Origin of the sequence: Verrucosispora sp. WMMC514 (genome assembly GCF_027497295.1) — a bacterium.
In the GTDB taxonomy this organism is placed as follows: Bacteria; Actinomycetota; Actinomycetes; order Mycobacteriales; family Micromonosporaceae; genus Micromonospora; species Micromonospora palythoicola.
The window spans coordinates 5,920,929-5,940,727 of sequence record NZ_CP114906.1; the positions used below are offsets into that span (position 1 = coordinate 5,920,929).

The 19,799-nt window shown below is 68.5% G+C and carries 20 protein-coding genes; 10 read left to right on the forward strand and 10 right to left on the reverse strand.

Annotated elements, in window-relative coordinates; translation table 11 throughout:
• Window positions 1-77: 77 nt before the first annotated feature.
• A complete protein-coding gene (locus O7597_RS27450) occupies window positions 78-404 on the reverse strand; it encodes a hypothetical protein (RefSeq protein WP_281581137.1) in 327 nt (108 codons plus the stop codon).
• 327 nt (window positions 405-731) lie between these two features.
• Between O7597_RS27450 and O7597_RS27455 the strand changes: the two genes are divergently transcribed.
• From O7597_RS27455 to O7597_RS27480, 6 genes are all read left to right on the forward strand, one after another.
• Window positions 732-3,179 carry a M14 family metallopeptidase gene (locus tag O7597_RS27455; RefSeq protein ID WP_281581138.1) on the forward strand — a complete coding sequence of 816 codons (2,448 nt, stop codon included), beginning with the start codon at window positions 732-734 and terminating at the stop codon, window positions 3,177-3,179.
• A 105-nt stretch (window positions 3,180-3,284) separates the two neighbouring features.
• Window positions 3,285-3,953 (forward strand): HEAT repeat domain-containing protein, encoded by a 669-nt coding sequence (locus O7597_RS27460; RefSeq protein WP_281581139.1) that lies wholly within the window; start codon window positions 3,285-3,287, stop codon window positions 3,951-3,953.
• A 6-nt stretch (window positions 3,954-3,959) separates the two neighbouring features.
• Window positions 3,960-4,964: a MerR family transcriptional regulator gene (locus O7597_RS27465; protein ID WP_281581140.1), complete on the forward strand. Its 1,005-nt coding sequence runs from the start codon at window positions 3,960-3,962 to the stop codon at window positions 4,962-4,964.
• A 172-nt stretch (window positions 4,965-5,136) separates the two neighbouring features.
• On the forward strand, window positions 5,137-5,988 hold the full coding sequence (gene pdxY / locus O7597_RS27470; protein WP_281581141.1) for a pyridoxal kinase PdxY: 852 nt from the start codon (window positions 5,137-5,139) through the stop codon (window positions 5,986-5,988).
• Window positions 5,989-6,422: 434 nt separating this feature from the next.
• Entirely contained in the window at window positions 6,423-6,842 is a 420-nt protein-coding gene (locus O7597_RS27475; RefSeq protein ID WP_348650774.1) for an AraC family transcriptional regulator, read from the forward strand.
• Window positions 6,843-6,895: 53 nt separating this feature from the next.
• Window positions 6,896-7,324, forward strand: a complete 429-nt coding sequence (locus O7597_RS27480) for a VOC family protein (RefSeq protein WP_164446885.1) — start codon at window positions 6,896-6,898, stop codon at window positions 7,322-7,324.
• A gap of 97 nt (window positions 7,325-7,421) precedes the next feature.
• Here O7597_RS27480 and O7597_RS27485 read toward each other — a convergent pair whose 3' ends face one another.
• The 4 genes from O7597_RS27485 to O7597_RS27500 form a co-directional block, all read right to left on the reverse strand.
• A complete protein-coding gene (locus tag O7597_RS27485) occupies window positions 7,422-8,393 on the reverse strand; it encodes a sugar phosphate isomerase/epimerase (RefSeq protein ID WP_269741580.1) in 972 nt (323 codons plus the stop codon).
• 19 nt (window positions 8,394-8,412) lie between these two features.
• Entirely contained in the window at window positions 8,413-10,542 is a 2,130-nt protein-coding gene (locus O7597_RS27490; RefSeq protein WP_281581142.1) for a PQQ-dependent sugar dehydrogenase, read from the reverse strand.
• 392 nt (window positions 10,543-10,934) lie between these two features.
• The gene (locus O7597_RS27495) at window positions 10,935-11,537 is read right to left on the reverse strand and encodes a dihydrofolate reductase family protein (RefSeq protein ID WP_269741583.1); all 603 of its coding nucleotides are present in this window, start codon (window positions 11,535-11,537) and stop codon (window positions 10,935-10,937) included.
• 69 nt (window positions 11,538-11,606) lie between these two features.
• The gene (locus O7597_RS27500; protein ID WP_281581143.1) at window positions 11,607-11,975 is read right to left on the reverse strand and encodes an MmcQ/YjbR family DNA-binding protein; all 369 of its coding nucleotides are present in this window, start codon (window positions 11,973-11,975) and stop codon (window positions 11,607-11,609) included.
• Between the two features lie 132 nt (window positions 11,976-12,107).
• On the opposite strand from O7597_RS27500, the gene O7597_RS27505 reads away from it, so the two are divergent.
• Window positions 12,108-12,491: a nucleotide pyrophosphohydrolase gene (locus O7597_RS27505; RefSeq protein ID WP_281581144.1), complete on the forward strand. Its 384-nt coding sequence runs from the start codon at window positions 12,108-12,110 to the stop codon at window positions 12,489-12,491.
• A gap of 119 nt (window positions 12,492-12,610) precedes the next feature.
• Window positions 12,611-14,551, forward strand: coding sequence for a DUF2075 domain-containing protein (locus O7597_RS27510; protein WP_281581145.1), 1,941 nt, complete (start codon window positions 12,611-12,613; stop codon window positions 14,549-14,551).
• 158 nt (window positions 14,552-14,709) lie between these two features.
• Here O7597_RS27510 and O7597_RS27515 read toward each other — a convergent pair whose 3' ends face one another.
• From O7597_RS27515 to O7597_RS27530, 4 genes are all read right to left on the reverse strand, one after another.
• Entirely contained in the window at window positions 14,710-15,828 is a 1,119-nt protein-coding gene (locus O7597_RS27515; protein WP_281581146.1) for a DUF262 domain-containing protein, read from the reverse strand.
• Window positions 15,821-16,420 (reverse strand): hypothetical protein, encoded by a 600-nt coding sequence (locus O7597_RS27520; protein ID WP_281581147.1) that lies wholly within the window; start codon window positions 16,418-16,420, stop codon window positions 15,821-15,823. The genes O7597_RS27515 and O7597_RS27520 overlap by 8 nt, the downstream gene beginning before the upstream one ends.
• A gap of 356 nt (window positions 16,421-16,776) precedes the next feature.
• Entirely contained in the window at window positions 16,777-16,971 is a 195-nt protein-coding gene (locus O7597_RS27525) for a DUF397 domain-containing protein (protein WP_281581148.1), read from the reverse strand.
• Complete coding sequence (locus O7597_RS27530; protein ID WP_281581149.1) at window positions 16,964-17,851, reverse strand: helix-turn-helix transcriptional regulator; 888 nt, start codon at window positions 17,849-17,851, stop codon at window positions 16,964-16,966. Before O7597_RS27530 ends, O7597_RS27525 begins: the two co-directional genes overlap by 8 nt.
• Before the next feature lie 227 nt (window positions 17,852-18,078).
• Between O7597_RS27530 and O7597_RS27535 the strand changes: the two genes are divergently transcribed.
• Both O7597_RS27535 and O7597_RS27540 read left to right on the forward strand, forming a co-directional pair.
• A complete protein-coding gene (locus tag O7597_RS27535; protein WP_281581150.1) occupies window positions 18,079-18,333 on the forward strand; it encodes a DivIVA domain-containing protein in 255 nt (84 codons plus the stop codon).
• Between the two features lie 60 nt (window positions 18,334-18,393).
• Window positions 18,394-18,897, forward strand: coding sequence for a hypothetical protein (locus O7597_RS27540; RefSeq protein ID WP_281581151.1), 504 nt, complete (start codon window positions 18,394-18,396; stop codon window positions 18,895-18,897).
• 144 nt (window positions 18,898-19,041) lie between these two features.
• On the opposite strand, the gene O7597_RS27545 is transcribed toward O7597_RS27540, so the two are convergent.
• Window positions 19,042-19,719: a hypothetical protein gene (locus O7597_RS27545; protein ID WP_281581152.1), complete on the reverse strand. Its 678-nt coding sequence runs from the start codon at window positions 19,717-19,719 to the stop codon at window positions 19,042-19,044.
• Window positions 19,720-19,799 lie beyond the last annotated feature (80 nt).

Consider the following 19,799-nt stretch of genomic DNA (forward strand, 5'->3'; position numbering starts at 1 on the left):
ACCCGGTCCTGTCCGTCGGCCGCCGGAGGTGCTGGCCTTCGGCGACATGCCCAACGATGTGCTGGGCGGTCGGTCGCTCAGGCGGCTGCGGACTCGTGGCGGGACCGCTCCGTCGACCAGGCCGGCCGGGCAGCCGGGGCGGCCCAGGTGCTTTCCTGCGGGGCGGCGGATGCCGACGTCTCGTCGGCTGTGCCGCCCTGGGCGAGGTTCAGTGCCCGCTGGGCCTGCTGCCACGGCTCGCACGGCCAGTTCTGGCCGGCGCACAGCAGGTGGGTGCAGCCACCGTCCTCGCCCGGTGCGTGCGCGTCGGCGACGTCCAGGGCGAGCCGCCACAGCAACGGGTCGGTGACCCCGGCCGGACGGTCGGCGGTGTGGTGGTGCCGGTCGGTGGCGTTCTCGGACACGCGTGATCCCCCTCGTTGTCGAGCCTCACGCTCTTGATCTCCAGTCTGCACGCAGGTCAAACACGAGTTCCGGGACCGTCGGGGGAGGTGGGCGCGGTCACCGGGGGCGGGGCCGCCGACGATTGACAGATCCCTATCTGCGGGCGAAGGATGTCGGCATCTCGATCACTCCTACGACCCGGATGCGCGACGCTGCGTAATCGGCGATGCGGGCAGCGTCGACCGCCGAGCGCGCCGTCGTGGCCGTCCGCAGGCTGGGCGGCTGCGCGGATCCGCGCTGAACCCGCTGCCTCCGCGCCGCGCGCCGAGAAGAGGGGCGACCGCCTCATGTCCAAGGTCCGTACGGGCTCGCGCTGGCGACCCCAGCTGCCCGCCGCCACCGCACTGGCCGCCTTCGCGGCCGTCCTGCTGCTGGTCAACCCCGCCGCGGCGATCGCGCCACAGACCGCCGCGCCGGTGACCGCGCCCGCCGACCTCGGCCGGCTCGCCGACGAGCGGGCCAGCGTAGTCGAGGTGATCCTGGCCGACACCGCCGAACTGGACGCCCTGGTGGCCACCGGCGTCGACCTCGACCACCATGTCACCCACACCGGGGACGGCATCGTCGTGCACGCCGTGGTGACCGGCAACGAGGTCGCCACGCTGACCCGGGCCGGCTTCACCTTCGGCGCGGTGCTGCACACCCCACAGGACGCGGCGCAGCGGGTGGCCGAGCGGGAGGCGACCATCGCCGCCCACCTGGCCGAGAACCGGGAGTACGCGGCCGCCGCCGACTTCTCGGCCCGGTCCACGGTCGCCGACGTCAGGATCATCCGGGCGGACTACTACACCTCCGGCGACACGCAGGTGCTCTCGGTCGAGGCGAAGTGGGCGCAGGGACAGGCCGACGCCAGCCCGTTGACCGTCGAGCGGGACAGCGGGCCGGGCACCGAGATCGGTTCCGGCGGCACCCAGACCATCTCCCGGTTCGTCGACGCCGGTGTCTACCTCTACCACCGGGGTGCGGCGCAGGTGACCAGCCGTCCGGCGTACGTGCGGATCACCAGCCCGAGCGGTGACGTGGCGGTGGCCAAGGTCAACGAGTGGCTGCCGATCCCGCCGAAGGACCCCGAGGGGCCGGGCTACATGAAGGACTTCGTGGCCAGCTACCTGACCCCCACCGAGCTGTACGACCGGATCAAGGCCCTGGCCGCGCAGTACCCGAAGATCTCGGAGATCGTCGAGCTGCCGCACCGGACCAACGGCTACCGGCGCAAGGCGCAGGCGGTGCTCGGCACCGTCGACGCCAGTCGGGTCGCGGTCGACTCGCTGGCCTGGGGTCACCAGGGCGGCAACGACATCTCCGTCGAACTCGCCGATCCCGGCGTCGCCGACGCGCCCCTGGCGGTGACCGTCACCGGCGCCACGGTCCGCGTCGACCTCGCCACCGACGGCAGCGGCACCGTCACCAGCACCGCCGAGCAGGTCGTCGCCGCGCTCAACGCGCAGGCGGGGACGCTGCTGACCGCGTACACCTATCGGGGCAGCCCGGGCACCGGCGTGGTCGCGCCGGTCGCGCGGACCGCGCTCTCCGACGGCCTCGCCGCGCCGGCGTCGGTCTCCCGCGACCCGCACCCGGTGTACGCCATCCGCATCGGCAAGCACCGCGACGGTTCCCGCCTCGGGGTGCTCGCGTACGCCCAGGAACACGCCCGGGAGTGGGTGCCGCCGCTGGTCACCATCGAGACCGCCGAACGGCTGCTGCGCAACTACGCGCACGACCGCAAGACCCGCGAACTGGTCGACAACCTCGACATCTGGATCGCCCCCTCGATCAACCCGGACGGCGGACACTACTCGTTCTACGACTTCAACTCCCAGCGCAAGAACATGACCAACCACTGCGCCCCGCAGGCGCCGGCGGACTTCCTCGGCCGCAACTCGTGGGGCGTGGACAACAACCGCAACTACACCGAGTACAGCCTGTTCGACGGGTACGCGGGCGCGTCGACAAGTTGCACCAGCGGCACGTACGCCGGCCCGGGCGAACTGTCCGAGCCGGAGAACCGCAACGTCGACTGGCTGGCCGCCCGACCGAACATCAGGTTCTCGATGAACCTGCACTCGTCGGGCAACTACTTCATGTGGTCGCCCGGCTCGTACGCCGTCCCCGGCCGGATCTCCGCGCCGCGGCCGACGCTGGCCGAGGAGTCGCTGTTCTGGGGCGCGTCGTCGCGGATCCTGACCGCCATCAAGCGGCACCGCAACCTGGCCGTCACCCCGGCCCGGACCGGCCCGATCGCCGACGTGCTGTACTCGGCGGCCGGCAACTCCGGTGACATGCTCTGGTACAAGTACGGCATCTACGCCTGGAACTTCGAGGTCGGCACCTCGTTCCAGCCGGACTGGCAGGAGGCGCACGCCGAGACGATGGAGTTCGCCAACGGCCTGACCGAGATGCTGCGGGTGGCCCGGGACTTCGACACCGACCGCAAGCGGCCGAAAAGCTCGCTTTCGGTGCGGGCGAGCGCCACCCCGGGCATGGTCGACGTCACCTTCTCCACCAGCGAACCGGCGGCCGTGTTCTACACCCTCGACCGCAGCCGACCCACCTACGCCGCCACCCTCTACGGCTCGGCCGGCATCCGGGAGGGCGGCGAGACACTGACCATCCCCGTCGGCACGACCGTGCACTGGTTCTCCGTCGACGCGGCCGGCAACGTGGAGCGCAACTACAAGCCCGACGGCCGGGGCAACAACCACAACAAACAGAAGGTCAAGGCACCGAAGCGCTGACCGGACGCCTCGGCGAGCCGTGGGTGCCCCGGCCGATCTGCCGGCACCCACGGCTTGACCTTGACAGAGTGACAAGGTCTTCACTGTGTCGAGGAGGTGATCCGGATGAACACGTCACAGGAGGCCACGCAGACCGCACGGATGCTGCGTGGGCTGGCGCACGTCGACGCGTCGGTGCGGCTGCGGGCCGCGCTGGCGGCCGGCACGACCCCCGACCCGCAGTTGATCGACAAGCTGGTGGAGCGCTGCGAGGTCGAGCCCGACTTCTCCGTACGCGAGATGCTCACCTGGGCCCTCACCCGGCACCCGGCCGCACTGACCGTCCCCGGGCTCGTCGCGGAGCTGCGCTCGGGAACCGCACAGGCCCGTAGCCAGGCGCTGCACACCCTGTCCAAGATCGGCGACCGGCGGGCGTGGCCGGCCATCACCCGAGCGCTGCTGACCGACGCCGACGACGAGGTGGCCCGCAGCGCCTGGCGGGCGGCGGTGGTGCTGGCACCCGAGGGTGACCGGCCGGCGCTGGCCGAGGCGCTGGCGACCCAGCTCGGGCGCGGCGGTCGGGAGACGCGGTTGAGCCTCAGCCGGGCACTCATCGCGCTCGGCGAGGTGGTCACTCCGGTCCTGGCCGCGGCCGGGACCCATCCCGACCCCGGTGTGCGGCAGCACGCTATCGCCACGCAACGCCTGCTCGACGACCCGGACGCCGGCTTCGAGTTCGCGGTCGAGGAGGCGAAGCGTGTGGTGGCTCTCGGCGAGAACGACCGGATCCGGTGACCGGCGGTGCTGATCGGTGAGGTGGCCCGACGCTCCGGCGTCAGTGCCCGGATGCTCCGGCACTACGAGTCGCTCGGTCTGGTGGAGCCGACGGGCCGCAGCGGGGTCGGCTACCGGGAGTACTCAAGCGAAGACATCCGCAGGATCTTCCACATCGAGAGCCTGCGGTCGCTGGGGCTGTCGCTGCGGGAGGTGAGGCGGGCGCTCGACGATCCCGCCTTCACCCCCGCGCGACTCGTGGCGGACCTGATCCAGCAGACCCGGGAGCGGATAGCGGCGCAGACGGAGCTGCTCACCCGGCTGCGTCGGATCGGGGCCGCGCAACCCACCGACTGGGCGGACGTGCTCCAGGTCGTCGCCCTGCTCCAGGCTCTCGGCTCCGAGAACGCCGGACGCCGCCAGCACGCCGCCCTGTCCTCGGCCGGTGACCCGGCGATGCCGGCGGAGGCACTTGTCGAGGCGGTGCTGGGCGAGTCGGACCCGAACGTCGCCGGTGCGCTGCGCTGGGCGCTGGCGCAGTCGGCCGGCGATGCGGCGGCGCTGCTGGCGGTGGGCCTCGACGCACCCGACGCCGAGGTACGCGAACGCGCCGTGCGGTCCGTCGCCGAGATCCCCGACGGTGCCGCGACCCTGCTGCTGCGGGACGCCCTCACCCACCCCGACCCCGTCGTCCGCAGGTACGCGGCCCTCGCGCTGGGGGCACGTGGCGTGGCCGAGGCGATCCCGCCCCTGATCGAGATGGTCGTCGAGGAGACCAACGAGGCCGACGCGGCCGACGCCCTGACCGCGTTGGCCGGTGAGCCCGCGCTGGCGGACCAGATCGCCACCCGGCTCGTCGAGCGTCTGACCGACAGCGGCATCGGGCCGCCGGAACGCAGCCGGCTGACGCAGGCGCTCGCCGACATCCCGGGGGCCACGGCCACCCGGGCCCTCGCCGAGCTGTCCGAGGACGCGGACCGCACCGTCGCGGCCACCGCCAGGTACGTGCTGACCCTGCGCGACGGGCGATAGCGGAGCGCGCGGCCGGGCGGCCACGTCGGTCAGGCGCCGCAGCGGAGTGTCAGCGCGCCCGGTCGGGGTCAGCTGCCACCCGGTCGCCCGGCTGCCCGGTCGCCCGGCTGTTGGCGCGGCGGGTAGCGGGGGCCCGGCTCCACCGGAGGCCGTCGACCGCCATGATGGGACGGTGAAGATCCTGTCCATCCAGTCCTCGGTGGCCTACGGCCACGTCGGCAACTCGGCGGCGGTGTTCCCGCTGCAGCGGCTCGGCCACGAGGTCTGGCCGGTGCTGACCGTGCACTTCTCCAACCACACCGGCTACGGCGCGTGGCGCGGACCGCTGCTGGCCCCCACCGACGTCGCCGAGGTGATCGCCGGCATCGCCGACCGTGGGGTGCTCGGTGACGCCGACGCGGTGCTCTCCGGCTATCAGGGGGATCCGGCGATGGGCGCGGTGATCCTCGACGCGGTGACCCTGGTGAAGACCGCCAACCCCGACGCCCTGTACTGCTGCGACCCGGTGATGGGCGACGTCGGCCGGGGCATGTTCGTCCGGCCCGGCATCCCGGAGTACCTGCGCGACGTGGTGGTGCCCCGCGCCGACATCGTCACGCCCAACCAGTTCGAGCTGGAGTTCCTCGCCGGCCGACCGACGAACACGGTCGGCGACCTGCTGGCCGCCGTCGACGCGGTACGCGCCACCGGGCCCCGGCACGTGCTGGTGACCAGCGTGCTGCACGGCGACCTGCCGGCGGACACCCTGGAGGTGGTGGCGGTCTCGGACGCCGGTGCCTGGGCGGTGACCACCCCGCTGCTGCCGATCACCCCGAACGGCGGCGGCGACGTCACCGCCGCCCTGTACCTGGCGCACCTGGCCACGACCGGATCGCCGGCCACGGCGCTGGAACGCACCACCGCCTCGATCTTCGCGGTGCTGGAGGCGACCCTGGCGGCCGGCACCCGCGAACTCCAACTGGTCGCCGCCCAGTCCGCGATCGCCGACCCGCCGCCGAGGTTCCCCGCCCGCCGGCTGCGTTGACGCGGCCCGGAAGGCGAGTCCGCACCGCCGACCGGCGACACTCAGGTGAGCCGCTGATCCGTGACGATCTCCACCTCCCGGCCTCACACTCAGTGACATTCCGGCCGGAACCTAGGACTACCCCTACGTCCTTTGCTCTGCTTCACCCCACGCATTGATTGCGCTCCGCAACCTACGTGCCGGGCGGTGTCGCCGGACAACCCCAGCTCATGTCGGTTGTGCGTGGAGTGAAGCAGAGCAAAGCGTGGTTGGGGACTAGGTGGTGGGAAGCGCTACGCGCACGTATTGTCACCGTAACTTTCGGTTGGTGCTGCTGCCGTCGGCTCCCGCTCAACACCGAAGATCATGTTCACGTTGATCCGGCAGCCCTTCCCGATGCCGAGGCCGGATCGTGCCCAGGCATCCAGACCGACCACGGCATAAGCTTGCCGGTGATGAGCGCTCCACCCCGCCGCGCCTCCGGTGACCTGCTGGTTCACCTGCGACGCGCCCGCGATCACATGGACCGCCACTACACCGAGGCGCTGGATCTCACCGCCGTCGCGGCTGTCGCCAGCGTCAGCAAGTACCACTTCCAGCGCCTGTTCACCGTCACCTACGGCTGCTCTCCGGCGGCGTACCTGTCGCAACGGCGCATCGAGCGGGCCCAGGATCTGCTGCGGACCACGAACCTGACGGTGACCGAGGTCTGCTACGCCGTCGGGTTCGCCAGTCTCGGCTCGTTCAGCAGCCGGTTTCGTGACGTGGTCGGTGAGACGCCGAGCGAATTCCAGCGCCGCTGGGCGAGTAGCGGAGCCCCGCACATTCCGGGCTGCTTCGTCTTCATGTGGGGGCTCGCCGAACGACGCGGGTGACGCCGCAAGCCAGGAGAAGCCGTACGCCGCCGACCGTCTCCTAACCTGGTCCCATGATTACCAACGTCTCGTTGACCAGCGTGTTCGTCAAGGACATCGACGCCGCCAAGACGTTCTACGTCGACATTCTTGGTTTCGTCGAGGGCGTCGACATCACCCTCGGCGAGGGCTACCGGTGGTGCACCGTCAAGCACCCCAGCCAACCGGAACTGGAGGTGCACCTGACCCTTCCCGGGCCGCCGCTGACGCCGGAGGTGGCCGAGATGTTCCGTCGGGCGCAGGACGAGGGCAACCTGTTCGCCGTCGGCCTGGCCGTCGACGACTGCCGCAAGACCTACGACGACCTGCGGGCCAAGGGGGTCGACTTCATCCAGGAGCCGGCGGATCGGCCGTACGGGGTGGAGGCCGTCGCGCGGGACAACTCGGGCAACTGGCTGGTCCTGGTCGAACAGCGGGAGTTCACCCCCGCGGACTTCGACTGAGTGAGCAGGTCCGACGACGTACGGGCCTGCGCATCGCCGGGGTGCCGGGCCGATCTGGTCGACCCGGCGCCCCGGCGACTACCGGGGAGAAGGTTCGTCAGTACCGCAGGTTGCGCAGGTAGCGATAGCCGACCTCGGCGGTCTGCTGAGGCGTCACGTCGGGAGTGTCGTTCTCCACGATGTACTCCAGCACCGGGTGCTTCCGGAAGATCCGCCTGAAATCGATCATCCCGGTGCCGAGGTCGGCCATGTCGCCGTCGGCGGCGTGCCGGTCCTTGACGTGGTACTGGAGCACCCGCTGCGGCGCCGCGCGGATGACGTCCAGGGTGAAACCCTCGGGGTCGCGTACCCCGTCGCCGGACTCGATGCCGCCGGTGACCGCCCAGTAGATGTCGATCTCCAGGTGGACGAGCCGGGGATCCAGTTCCTCGGTCAGCACGTCCCACGGCGTACGACCGCCGCCGAGGTCGATGGTGAACTCGTGGGCGTGGTTGTGGTAGCCGTAGCGCAGACCGGCCCGGGCCGCCGCGGCGGCCTCGACGTTCATCTGCTCCGCCCACCGCTTCCAGTCGTCGGCGTTCTCCGAGTAGAGGTACGGCACCACCATGAACTTCTGACCCAGCGTCACCGCGTTGCGGATCTTCTCCTGTAGCGCGGCCGGGGTCTCGCTGATCCCGTCGTGGCTGGACGTGGCCTTGATGCAGATGCTGTCCAGGAAGCGACGCAGCTGGGCGGCGTTGCGGCCGAAGTAGCCCAGGGCCAGTTCCACCTTCGGGTAGCCGATCCGGGCGAGGTGCCGCAGGGTGGCGTCGTACCCCGGTTCGCCGTTGAGCGCGTCGCGGACCGTCCACAACTGGATGCTGATCAGCCCCGGCGGCACCCGCCGCCGACCGCCATGCCCGTGTCCGTGGCCGGGACCGTGCTTGGAACCGGCGGAGGCGGCGGTCGCGCCCACTCCCGCCGTGGCGAGGCCGACACCGGCCATCGCGGCCACCGAGCCGCGTAGCAGGCCCCGCCGGTCGAGGACGGAACGCCGCAGCGCGGCCATCCCGTCGTAGCCGTAACACATGATGACTCCTCTCGTGGATCTACACGCCGGGTACGAGCACGACCTGGTCGGTCCCGGTCAGCGGCGGCAGTCCGTCGTCACCGGGGTCGGTGTAGGAGGCGACGAACACGGCGGACAGGTTGTCGGTCGCCGGGTCGTGCCCCGACGGAACAGTGGTGAGGATCGAGCCGGTGCAGCCGTTGGCGGTGGTCTGCGGGTGGCCGTGGTCGTCGTGGCCGAGGATGTAGGTCACGCTGACCCGGGCGCAGTCCACCGGCTGGTCGTCGGTCACCCGTACCTCGTACCGGATGGTGTCGCCGAAGGCGAAGGGTTGGCCCTCGACCGGCGCGACCAGCTCGACCACCGGCACGGCGTTGCCGACCACGACCCGCACCGACGCCGACGCCGAGCGTCCCTTCCGGTCGGTCACCTTCAGCGTCGCCTCGTAGCTGCCGTTCTCCCGGTAGGTGAACGTGGGGTTCGCCGACCGCGAGTCGACCCGGTCGTCGTCGTCGAGGTACCACTCGTACCGCAGGCGGTCGCCGTCCGGATCGGTGGTGCCCTCGCTGGAGAACTCCACGGTCAGCGGGGCCAGACCGGCGGTCTGACTGGCCGAGACCACCGGAATCGGGCTGCGGTTGCCGTCGCGACCGATGAAGTCGATCCGGGCCACCTGCGCCTCCGGGTTCTCGCTGAAGAAACCGTCGCCGTACTCGAGGACGTAGAGCGCGCCGTCGGGACCGAACTCCAGGTCCATCGGGTTGTCGAAGACGACCGACGGCAGTACCGGCTCGATGCCGTCGAGCGTGCCGCGCCGGTCCAGCTGGAACGCCTTGACGTAGTCGCGGGTCCACTCGTAGAACAGCGGCTTGCCGTCGTAGTACGACGGCCACGCCACCGGGTTGCGGCCCCGGGTGGTGGAGCGGTCGAAGCGGTACGCGGGCCCGGCCATCGGGCCGATGCCGCCGGTGCCCAACTCGGGGAACTGCGCGGAGGCGCCGTAGCTGTACCACACGTCCGGCTGCTGCGTGGCGGGCAGCTTGCGCAGCCCGGTGTTGTTCGGTGACTCGTTGACCGGTGCCGCGCAGTCGAACTCCGCACCGGACTCCTCGGTGGCGAAGTCGTAGTCCCGGTACGGCAACTGCGCGGTGACGCAGTAGGGCCAACCGTGGTTGCCGGGCTCGCGGGCCACGAACCACTTGCCGTGTCCGGCCGGTCCGCGCAGCGGGTCGGGCTGACCGGCGTCGGGTGAGTAGTCGCCGACGTACAGGTCGCCGGTCTTGCGGTCCAGTTCGATCCGGAACGGGTTACGCAGCCCCATCAGGTAGATCTCGGGACGGGTGCCCCGGGTGCCGGGCTTGAACAGGTTCCCCTTGGGGATGGTGTACCTGCCGTCGGCGCCGACCTTGATCCGCAGGATCTTGCCGCGCAGGTCGTTGGTGTTGGCGCTGGTGCGCTGCGCGTCGTACGCCGGGTTGCGGCCGGGCCGCTCGTCGATCGGGGCGTACCCGCCGGACTCGAACGGGTTCGTGTCGTCCCCGGTGGACAGGTACAGGTTACCCTTCGCGTCGAAGACGATGTCTCCGCCGACGTGGCAGCAGATGCCCCGGTCCACCGGCACGTCGATGATCCGCTGCTCGGTACGCAGGTCCAGGGTGTCCTTGACCAGCCGGAACCGGGACAGTCGGATGACACCCTGGAACGGTGCGAGTTCCTCCTCGGTGCCCCAGGCTGGGGCGTCGCCCTCGTTGACGTCCGGGGTGGACGGGTCGTCGACCGGGGTGTCCATCGGCGGCGAGTAGTACAGGTAGACCCAGTTGTTGCCGCGCCGGCCGAAGCCCGGGTCGACGGCCACGTTCTGCAGGCCCTCCTCGTCGTGCTGGTAGACGTCGAGGGTGGCCGCGATGGTGTTGCGCCCGGTGTCGGGGTTGTGCAGCCACACCTGGCCGGCGCGGGTCACGTGCAGCACCCGACCGTCGGGCAGCACGGCAAGGTCCATCGGCTCGCCGGGACGGTCGTTGAGGGTGACCTTCTGGAAGGCCGTGTCGGGCGGGGGAGTGGTGGTGCCGGCGGCCGTGGGGTTGGCCGGCGCGGCCATCGAGCTGGCGGGCGGGGCGACGAGCGTGATGGTCGTCAGACCGGCCACCGCGAGCGCGAGTCGTCTCTTCAACTGCCTCTCCTTGGTGTGAGGACGGGTCGGGCAGGTCGGGGACGTACGGGTGCTGGGCTTCTCCTCCGGGTGTCGGGCAGCACCGAATGGCCCGTTGGGTCGCCGGTGGGCGACGCGGGCGCGGAAGCTGAGGATTGGGGTAGGTGTCCGAGGGGCCGTCGGAGGTCACGAGCGTGGCGCTGGCCCCTGCGGCGATTCACCTCGTCGTAACATCCGGGCTGAAGTTAACAAAAGCCATGTCGATATGTCCATGGCTTCTGCCAGGTTTAATGGAACTTTCCGCCACGGTGGCGAAAGGATCGTCCACACACGAAAAATCGCCCTCGGCCCCGGAGGTGGCTTCTCAGGACCCGAGGGCGGTGCAGGTTGGACCGACGGCTCGGTGTGACCCGTCAGGCCAGCGGGCCGGTGTCGCGGGCCCTCCGGACCGCGTACCGGTGCATCGTCACACCCTGGTCGAACGACGCCTGCTCGATCAGGTCCAGCTCGACCGGCTCGTCATGGTCGTCGAACAGCGGCCGGCCGGTACCGAGCACGACCGGGTGGGTGAAGAGCAGCAGCTCGTCGAGCAGCCCCGCCCGCAGCAGGTTGGTCGCCAGGGTGGCACCGCCGACCCCGATGTCGCCGTCGGAATGCTCCCGCAGCCGCGCGAGCTGCCCGATCGCGTCGTCCCCACCGACGACCCGGGTGTGGTGCCCGGCGTCGTCGCGGGTGCGCGAGACCAGAACCTTGGGCATCGAGGTCCAGATCTCGCCGTACTCACGCAGGTAGTCCGGCAGAGATTCGTCGTCGCGGGCGCCCGGCCAGAACGCCTCCATCGTCTCGTAGATCGTGCGGCCCTCGATCATCAGCGACATCGCCCGAGCCCGCCTGTTGAACTCCCGATGCAACGACTCGCCGATGCGCATCCAGTCGCCGCCGCCCTGCTCACCCGGGGCGCGCTCGATCCGCAGATCGACCGACACGTTCATCCAGTACACGAACCGACCCGACACGCTGTCTCCCATGAGGTAGTGAACTGCAACTGCTTCCGGCTCGACGCCAGGTTGTGTCGGAGGGTGGCTTCATCGAGGCTCGTCGAGCCGGGCGAGCAACGTCCGGGGCGCCACCGACCGGTAGCCGTCCTCGATGATCTCGGCCAGCTCGGCCTCGCCGATCCCGGTGTCGAGGCGTACGCCTACCCACCCGCGATGCCCCACGTAGGGCGGGCGAAAGTAGGTCCGCGGATTCTCCGCGATCAGCTCCTCGGCGGAGCCGGGCGGGGCGGCACACCACAGGTGGGCGAAGTCGTCCTGGTGATGGCCGTCCGGCCAGAGCATGACGAACGACCTCTTGCCCCGGACGAACCAGGTCGGGGTGCCGTGGCTCAGCCGCTCGCTGACCTCGGGAAGACGCAGGCAGGCCCGCCGGACGATCGCCGCCATGTCGGTCATCGGCCCAAGCTACGACACCGGTCCGACAGAACTCGGGAACGCCGGGGGCAGGGTCGGGAAGCCGGGGACGGACGGCACTCACCGGCCCGGCCGAAGTCGACTGATGGGCCGGCGGCGGTAGGGTTCGGCCCCGTGGAACACGAACCGAACGACCCCGGGCTGGCCGACCTCGTGCACCGGCTGCGCCGGTTCGCCGACGAGCGGGACTGGCAGCGGTTCCACACGCCGAAGAACCTGGCGATGGCCCTCGCCGGCGAGGTGGGCGAGTTGCTGGCCGAGTTGCAGTGGCTCACCCCGGAGGAATCCGCGCAGGTGATGGCCGATCCCGAGCACGGTGCCCGGGTACGCGCCGAGATCGGCGACGTCATGATCTACCTGGCCCGCCTCAGCGACATCCTGGGCATCGATCCGTTGGCCGCCGCCACCGACAAGTTGACCGAGGCGGCCCGGCGCTACCCGGTCGAACGGTCGTACGGATCCGCGGCCAAGGCTCCATCGGCCGACCGCACCAGCTAGCCACCAACACCCGATCCGACTCGGTAAGGTGCTCAGAGCCAAGCGGTCCGACGGGCTTCCGGTGCACGGATATGCCCCCATCCGCACGATCACATCGTGCTGCCTGGGGGCATGTGCCAATGTCGGCGTTTCGGACGTCCGCCGCCAATCTGTTGCGTCTGGCCACCGACGGCGCCCTCGCCGACCGGGTCGCCGAGCATCTGTGGTCGATCCGCCACGGTGTGAGCCCAGCAGAGCGGCGGTCCTGGGTGAACAGCCTGCCGGTGCTGGCGCAGGATCTCGCCGATGCGGGTCTCGACCAGGTGGAGGTGCTGGTCGAGTACCAACTGCCGTTGACCAGCCGACGCATCGACGCGGTGCTCGCCGGCGTTGACCCCCGTAGCGGGAATGACTCCTATCTGGTCGTCGAGCTGAAGCAATGGTCCTACGCGACCGCGTACGAGGAATCCGACACCCTGGTCGCGGTCGAGCACGCACGTGGACCACGGCTTCACCCCGGCGTGCAGGTCGCTGACTACTGCCAGTACCTCACCGACTTTCTCGGCGTTCTGGGCCGTCAGCAGTATCCGCTACACGGTGCCGCCTACCTGCATAACGCCGTTGACCGGGACATCGCCGACCTGCTTGACCGGCCAGTCAGCGAGCAGAGCCGACTCTTCACCAGGCAGCGTCGCGGCCAGTGGCTCGCGTATCTCCAGTCGCGGTTCGCGCCGAAGTCCGGCGCGGCCGCCGCCGATCGCTTCCTGACCAGCACCGTCCGGCCCAGCCGGCACCTGTTGCGGTACGCCGCGCAGGAACTCAAGGACCGGCCACAGTTCACCCTGCTCGACGAGCAGCACGTGGCGTACGAATTGGTGCTGCACGCGGTCGAGCGGGCCCGGAAGGCGAACCGCAAGCGGGCAGTGGTGGTCGCCGGCGGACCAGGCAGCGGCAAGAGCGTCATCGCCCTGTCAGTGATGGGTGAGCTGGCCCGTCAGGGTCGGACCGTGCTACACGCCACCGGCTCCCGCGCGTTTACTCAAACTCTGCGGCGCTACGCCGGGCGCGGCTCGACCCGGCTCCAAGGGATGTTCAAGTACTTCAACAGCTTCATGGACGCCGGGGCCAACGACATCGAGGTGCTGCTCTGCGACGAGGCACACCGGATCCGAGAAACCTCCGTCAACCGGTACACACCCAAGGCTCGGCGGGACCGGGCAAGGCCGCAGCTGGACGAACTGATCTCGACCGCGCGCGTGCCGGTCTTCCTGCTCGATGAGCATCAGGTGGTGAAACCGGGGGAGTTGGGCAACGTCGAGGTCATTTCGGCGTACGCCGAGAAGCTGGGCCTGGAGGTGGAGGTCGTGGCCCTGCACGACCAGTTCCGGTGTGGCGGCAGCGCGGCGTACGAGGACTGGGTGCTCACCTTGCTCGGTCTCGCCGGCGATGGTCCGACCGTGTGGGCCGGCGACGGACGGTTCGATCTGCGGCTGGCGGAGTCCCCGACGCAGTTGGAGGCGTTCCTGCGGTCGCGCCAACGCCCGCCGGGCGCTGCCGATGAGCCGGGACAGACGGCCCGGATGTCGGCCGGTTACTGCTGGCCGTGGAGCGACCCTCGACCGGACGGCACCCTGGTGCCGGACGTGGTGGTAGGCGAGTGGGCCCGACCCTGGAACGTCAAGAGCGATCGCAGCGTGGGTGATGCTCCCGGTAGTGCCTTCTGGGCCACCGATCCGAACGGCTTTGACCAGGTGGGCTGCGTCTACACCGCCCAAGGCTTCGAGTACGACTGGTCCGGGGTCATCATCGGACCCGACCTGGTGGCACGCGACGGCCGACTGGTGATTCGGCGGGGCGAGTCGAAGGACCCGGCATTGCGGAGCCGCAAAGCGGTGAGCGACGACGAAGCCGACCGGCTAGTCCGCAACACCTACAAGGTGTTGCTGACCCGCGGTATGCGCGGGACGATCATCCACTCGGTCGACCCGGAGACCCGCGAGTTCCTGGCTGCTCTGGTGAGACCCACCCGCGAGGTGGAAACCCACTATGAGTCGCCTGGCGATGGTTCGGACGCTGGGTAGCCGATCCCGTACGCGCTAACTGCAGTGGCCCTGAGTCGAGCGGACCGACGGGATTCCTTAAAGGACTTGCCCCACCGCACGAGTTTCTCGCGACCTGGGATGGTTACTGCGGCCGTTCCACACCACCGCGAATTCCAGCAAGCCCTCACCAGCTGTGATCAAATTCCCGCTTCAAGCTTTTTTGACATGAAGAATTTCAAGTGCTGGGAGCGGACCCGGCGTGATCCCAGGTCGGACGAGTTCCGGATCCCTGACATGTATCCTTCGATGGCCTTGTCGACCTCCTCGGCCGCTATTCCGAGCATCGCTGCAAGAGATACAGAAAGGCCGACGCCTTCTCCGTTTTCGCCGTTACGCTTCCTGGCTGAGACTGCGCGCTGAAACAGATCCAAAAGATCCCGAAGCTGCTCTGCTTGAACCTTATTCTCGTTGCTGACGTCCTCGCGCAGTTCCCAAGAAACGTGTAGCAGCGTAAACATATCGACAATGTTCGACCATCTGGTTCGGCCGCTCCACCTGATGGTGTCCTTAAGGAACGTCAGCAACGCGAGGAACTCTTTTGCGCGGTCCTGGTAGTCTTCAAAATCGGCGGATATCTTGTCGTAGCGTTCGTCGAGTTCAGTCTTTTTATTAGACAGGCCGAAGATGCAGGTGCCGAAGACTTCGGCGTAGAACTCTAGGTCTCCACCTCGTTTGCGGCGTTCGCCACTGAAAACTCCGGACACCGCACTCATCGGATGTGCTGCACAGTCCTTGAGGAAGTCGTTGAACGGACCGGGCAGCAGAGCATTTCGGAGCTCTTGGTCTGTGAGCACCATGTTCACTCTGTTCACGCGGGCAAAAACTGCGCGGACGAACTCGTCGGCAAGATTCGATAGCCGTCGAATCGGGAAGCGGTACTGAAAGAACTCTTGGCGAACATCGGCTGGAAGCTCCTTGAAGTGCATTCCCTCGAACTTCTCCCTCAGCTTTTCGTCTTCCAGTCCATCCAGCGGAAACTCGTTGTTCAGAAACCCGAGCAGGGAGGTGAGGCGTTGTTGGCCGTCAACAACGGAAGCCTTTTGATCCCCTTCCGGGGAGGTCTCGTAAGCGAGGTAGATCTCCGGAATCGGATATCCGAGAAGGATGGTCTCCATCAAGGAGACTTTGGCGCGTTCGGGCCACACGGCCTTACGTTGGTACTCCGGCCGGAGGATCAGCTCGCCAGACTTGTCGAGCGACCGAAACTCTGCCACGGTTTTCGATTCGATCTCGAATTTGAGCCCATGATCAGTCATGGTGCACTCCGTCCTCGATCGCACGATCGCGCGCGATGCTCACGCTTCTCATCTGGTAAGTTCTGAGCGACTTATGGTTGCGGTACAGTCGATAATTGACTTCGCAGTTTATGAAGGCCTCCCCGAGGTCTTGAATGAAGCTATCCCGCGACCGTGACCACCGCTCACCGAAGGATAGTCGGGGCAGTATTACGTCGAGAGCAATGCATTCTTCGAAAACCAGCTTTCGGAGGTAGTTCTTCTTCGTGGCAAAAGACTCTTCTGTGATCATTTCTCGGAGCTCGGTCCACGCTTGATCGAACAGTTCCGGCGAGACAACCGCGATATCCAAGTCCGAGCTTGCTTGAAACTTTCTGAAGTTCTTTTTCGGGTTGAGCGAATACCCTAAACGGGCGCTTCCGACTAGCTGGACCGCCATCGGGTCAATGCCAAGTTCAGTTGCAACCAGATGCCGCCATCTGATGTAGCTAAGTTCGTGAGGCCACGCCGCGGGTATGCCGTCGAATAGCCGGGCGGTGACGAAGTAGTCAACGTCCTGCCCTAGAGAACAGAACTCCTTCCAGAATTCGGGTAGTCCTGAGATCTCATTCATGCTCTCCCCAGGAATATCGATCTGAGCACATCATACGTACGCCGACCGGGTTGGCAAGTGACCGTGGATTCATTTGTGACCTTCCATAAAACCGTGCCGAGAGCGTAACGCGTCTCTCAAGCGCCCGCGCTCCCGCACATAGAGCCTCGGTCCGACCTGCACGGCGGCCGGGCGGGCCCTCGGCTGCAGGGCCGGTTGGTGGGTGTACCTAATGAGCCAGGGTGACGGTGGGGCCGGGGCCGCACGGAGGGGGTGGGGCGGGACCGGCGGGCGGGGCGAGAGGCGGCGGTCCGGCGGTCCAATGGTTGACGAGGTGGAGTTGTCGGTGCCGTGGAGCGGCTGAGCCCTCGTGTTCCTCAGTCGGCCAACGGTACGGTCCGGACGAAGGTAGCCCAGGCAGCAGGGGAGAAGGTGAGGGCGGGCCCGGTCGGGTCCTTGGAGTCGCGGACGGCGACGAGGCCGGGGAGGTTGGTGGCGACCTCGACGCAGTCACCGCCGTTGTCGCCGCTGCGGGTGCTCTTGCGCCAGACGGCGCCGGTCAGGTCAGTCATGCCGGATCTCCCCGATGAGCCTTTTGATCATGTCCTTCGATTCTGCCTCGCCGAGGGCGAGCGCATCCAGTCCCCGCCAGACGCGTTCGTATGCCGCCAGTTCATCGGGCTTGTCGAGGTAGAGCGCCCCGGTCAACGACTCGCTGTAGACGACCGACGGCTCCGGTGCGGTCCGACCGCCCTTGGTGGGCGGGAAGTCGAGGACGACGAAGGATCCGGCGACTGCGCCGGGCTGGGGCCCGGCTGCCAGGGGGAGCACCCGAACCGACACGTTCGGCAGGTCGGAGAGCTTGAGCAGTTGATCGAGTTGACCGCCCATGACCGCCGGACCACCGACGCCGCGTCGGAGTACCGCCTCTGATAGCACCGCATCAAGCCGAGGAGCCGCCGGCAGGCGTCGGACGAGCAGGGCTTGCCGCTGAAGTCGAACTTGTACGGCTCGCTCGCGGTCCTCCTCACTCAGCCGCCCGCCGAGGCGGTAGAGAGCATGTGCGTACTCCTTGGTTTGAAGGATCCCGGGGATCAGCGATTCGTCGTAACGGCGGAGGTGGGCGGCGGCGGATTCCAGGCCGACGTACAGCTCGAACCAGCTCGGCACGGCATCGCCGTAGGCGTGCCACCAGCCCTTGGACTTCGTCTCGACGGCCAGGCCGCGCATCGCCTCGGTCATCTCCGGGGACACCCCGTACAGCTCGCACATGGCCTTGACATCGAGCACCCGGACGGAGCCCATGCCACATTCGAGCCGCCAGATCTTCTGCCGGCTGTATTCCAGGGCTTCGGCGGCGGCGTCCAGCGTCACCCCGGCCTCGTTGCGGAACTGGCGCAGCAGCCGGCCGAGCTGCCGGCGCGGCACGGTCGATCCGATGTCTTCGGCCATTCGCACACTCCCTGGTTCCGACCCGCAACACTGCGTCACCTGCTGCTGTAACGCTTATCGGTTTCGGCAAAGAAAGTCAATGCACAAGCGCGAAATTTTGCCGTGGAATGTTGCTCATCCACTGCGGAGCGTTCCAGGATGGTCACAGCGCGGCGGCCGGCCGATTCCCCCCGGACGGCCGCCGCGTTCCGATCGCACCTCCCCGCTGACTGTGGAAAGGCAGCGACATGTCGACCTACCGCTCCACTGCGTACTCCGGTCTGTTGCCCTGGCAGGTGCGTGGGCACCGGTTCCGCCGTGTCTGGCTCGGACGTCGCGGCCTGGCCCCCGACGAGGTGTACGCGTTCCTCGATCGGGTCGCCGGCGAGTTGGCCACCGTCCAGCAGGCGCTCGCCGAGAGCCACCGAGAGACCGCCCGAGTCAGGATCGCGCTGCGTGACTGGCAGTCCGCGCGGGCTCGCGCCCGGGGCGGTGACCGATGACCCGCCGTCGTGGCAGTAGAGCGACAGTCGACCTGTCCGGCCACGGGACAGGGGTGGGGCATGGGTAGGCGGTGGAAGTGGTTCTTGCGGCCGGGGCCGGTCGCGCTCGACCTGACCGGGCAGGCCGTGCCGGACGGGGACGCGCCGGGGCGGTTCCGGCGGGTGTCGGTCGAGCATGTCGTACCGGAGCTGCGGGTGACCTCGCGGTGCGACGGTGCGCTCGTGTACGAGCGGCCCGAGGAACGGCCGGCGGCGTCTTCGGCGCGGAATCAGCGTGCGGGTCGCTACGAACCGGGCCGGCGAGGCGAGCGGAACCGTGGGAGGTTCCGAGGGCCGACCGACGGCGAGCCGGTCCGGTCCGCTCGGCCGGATGCGGACAACGACCTCTTCGTGACGCCTGCTCAGCTCGCCTGGGCGCACCGGCTCTTCGAGGTGCATTGGCGGAGCCCCGTCGAGGATCCGCGTACCAGGAAGTGTCCGGACTGCCGCGTCGACGGCACCTGCCCCCGGGCGGACTGGGCCGACACGATCATCGTGCGCTGCCTGCGGACGTACTGGCGATGAACGTCTTCGACCTGTCGCCCGCGCAGATCCGCAACCGGCTGATCCTGCGGGCGCGTCGGGCAGCGCTGGCCGCTGGGACCGAACGGCAGCCGCTGTCCGAGGAAGGCGTGTGCCGGCAGGTCGCCGAGGAACTCGCAGATGCGGCTACGGCCAGGACGGCGGCGGCGGACCGAAGGCGTGCCGGGCGGCCTTCACCACCAGAGTGGCCATGGCGGCGTTGAAGCCGCCACCGATCACAGCACCGATCCCGAACGGTGCGACGCGACCGAGAACGACGATGCCCTGCTTGGTGCCGTACTTCGTGACGAAGTGTCTGCCCAGCATCTTGTTGATCTGACGCAACGTCTCACCAGGTACCTTGGCGACAACCTGGCGTCCCCAGTGTTGCCCAGTACGCTCAGCGACCTTGGTGATGGTGGCGGAGCCGCTTCCGCCCAGCATGATTCCCATGACGATCGTCCGGCGGCGCTCCACCTCGTCGATGGGGACGCCGTGGATTTCGGCGATCGAGAGGGCGAAGAGAGCGCTCAGCTGAAGGGACGAGAGTGCTTCGCCCGCCGACAGTGCCAGCGCGGCAGCGGTGCCGACGCCAGGCGCGGCGGCAGTTCCGCCGACTGCGGCACCCGTTCCGGTCAAAGCGCTTACATACATCCGCTCCAGATTGCGGATCACCTCTGCCGGTGTCGCCTCCGGGTTCCGCTGGCGGGCCCGGGTGATGTTCTTGCGCACCAGGGGGCCTTGGAGGTCGATAGCCTTGTCCAGGAGGTCGAGGATTCGCTGACCGGCTGCCGAAACCGGCCCGTCAAGGGCATCTGTTGCCATGCCTGGAACTCCTTGCTTAGAGGCCAGCGGGGGTGGGCGGTTAGATCAGCGTCCATCTCAGCCGCAGGTAGCCAGGCTAT

Bases quoted from the DNA above. Each gene is read 5' to 3' on its own strand.
- O7597_RS27475 (WP_348650774.1), top strand. From the start codon at position 6,423: ATGAGCGCTCCACCCCGCCGCGCCTCCGGTGACCTGCTGGTTCACCTG.
- O7597_RS27525 (WP_281581148.1), bottom strand. From the start codon at position 16,971: ATGACTGACCTGACCGGCGCCGTCTGGCGCAAGAGCACCCGCAGCGGC.
- O7597_RS27485 (WP_269741580.1), bottom strand. From the start codon at position 8,393: ATGTGTTACGGCTACGACGGGATGGCCGCGCTGCGGCGTTCCGTCCTC.
- O7597_RS27510 (WP_281581145.1), top strand. From the start codon at position 12,611: ATGTCGGCGTTTCGGACGTCCGCCGCCAATCTGTTGCGTCTGGCCACC.
- O7597_RS27500 (WP_281581143.1), bottom strand. From the start codon at position 11,975: ATGACCGACATGGCGGCGATCGTCCGGCGGGCCTGCCTGCGTCTTCCC.
- O7597_RS27520 (WP_281581147.1), bottom strand. From the start codon at position 16,420: ATGAATGAGATCTCAGGACTACCCGAATTCTGGAAGGAGTTCTGTTCT.
- O7597_RS27545 (WP_281581152.1), bottom strand. From the start codon at position 19,719: ATGGCAACAGATGCCCTTGACGGGCCGGTTTCGGCAGCCGGTCAGCGA.
- O7597_RS27480 (WP_164446885.1), top strand. From the start codon at position 6,896: ATGATTACCAACGTCTCGTTGACCAGCGTGTTCGTCAAGGACATCGAC.
- O7597_RS27455 (WP_281581138.1), top strand. From the start codon at position 732: ATGTCCAAGGTCCGTACGGGCTCGCGCTGGCGACCCCAGCTGCCCGCC.
- O7597_RS27540 (WP_281581151.1), top strand. From the start codon at position 18,394: ATGGGTAGGCGGTGGAAGTGGTTCTTGCGGCCGGGGCCGGTCGCGCTC.
- O7597_RS27460 (WP_281581139.1), top strand. From the start codon at position 3,285: ATGAACACGTCACAGGAGGCCACGCAGACCGCACGGATGCTGCGTGGG.
- O7597_RS27530 (WP_281581149.1), bottom strand. From the start codon at position 17,851: ATGGCCGAAGACATCGGATCGACCGTGCCGCGCCGGCAGCTCGGCCGG.
- O7597_RS27515 (WP_281581146.1), bottom strand. From the start codon at position 15,828: ATGACTGATCATGGGCTCAAATTCGAGATCGAATCGAAAACCGTGGCA.
- O7597_RS27535 (WP_281581150.1), top strand. From the start codon at position 18,079: ATGTCGACCTACCGCTCCACTGCGTACTCCGGTCTGTTGCCCTGGCAG.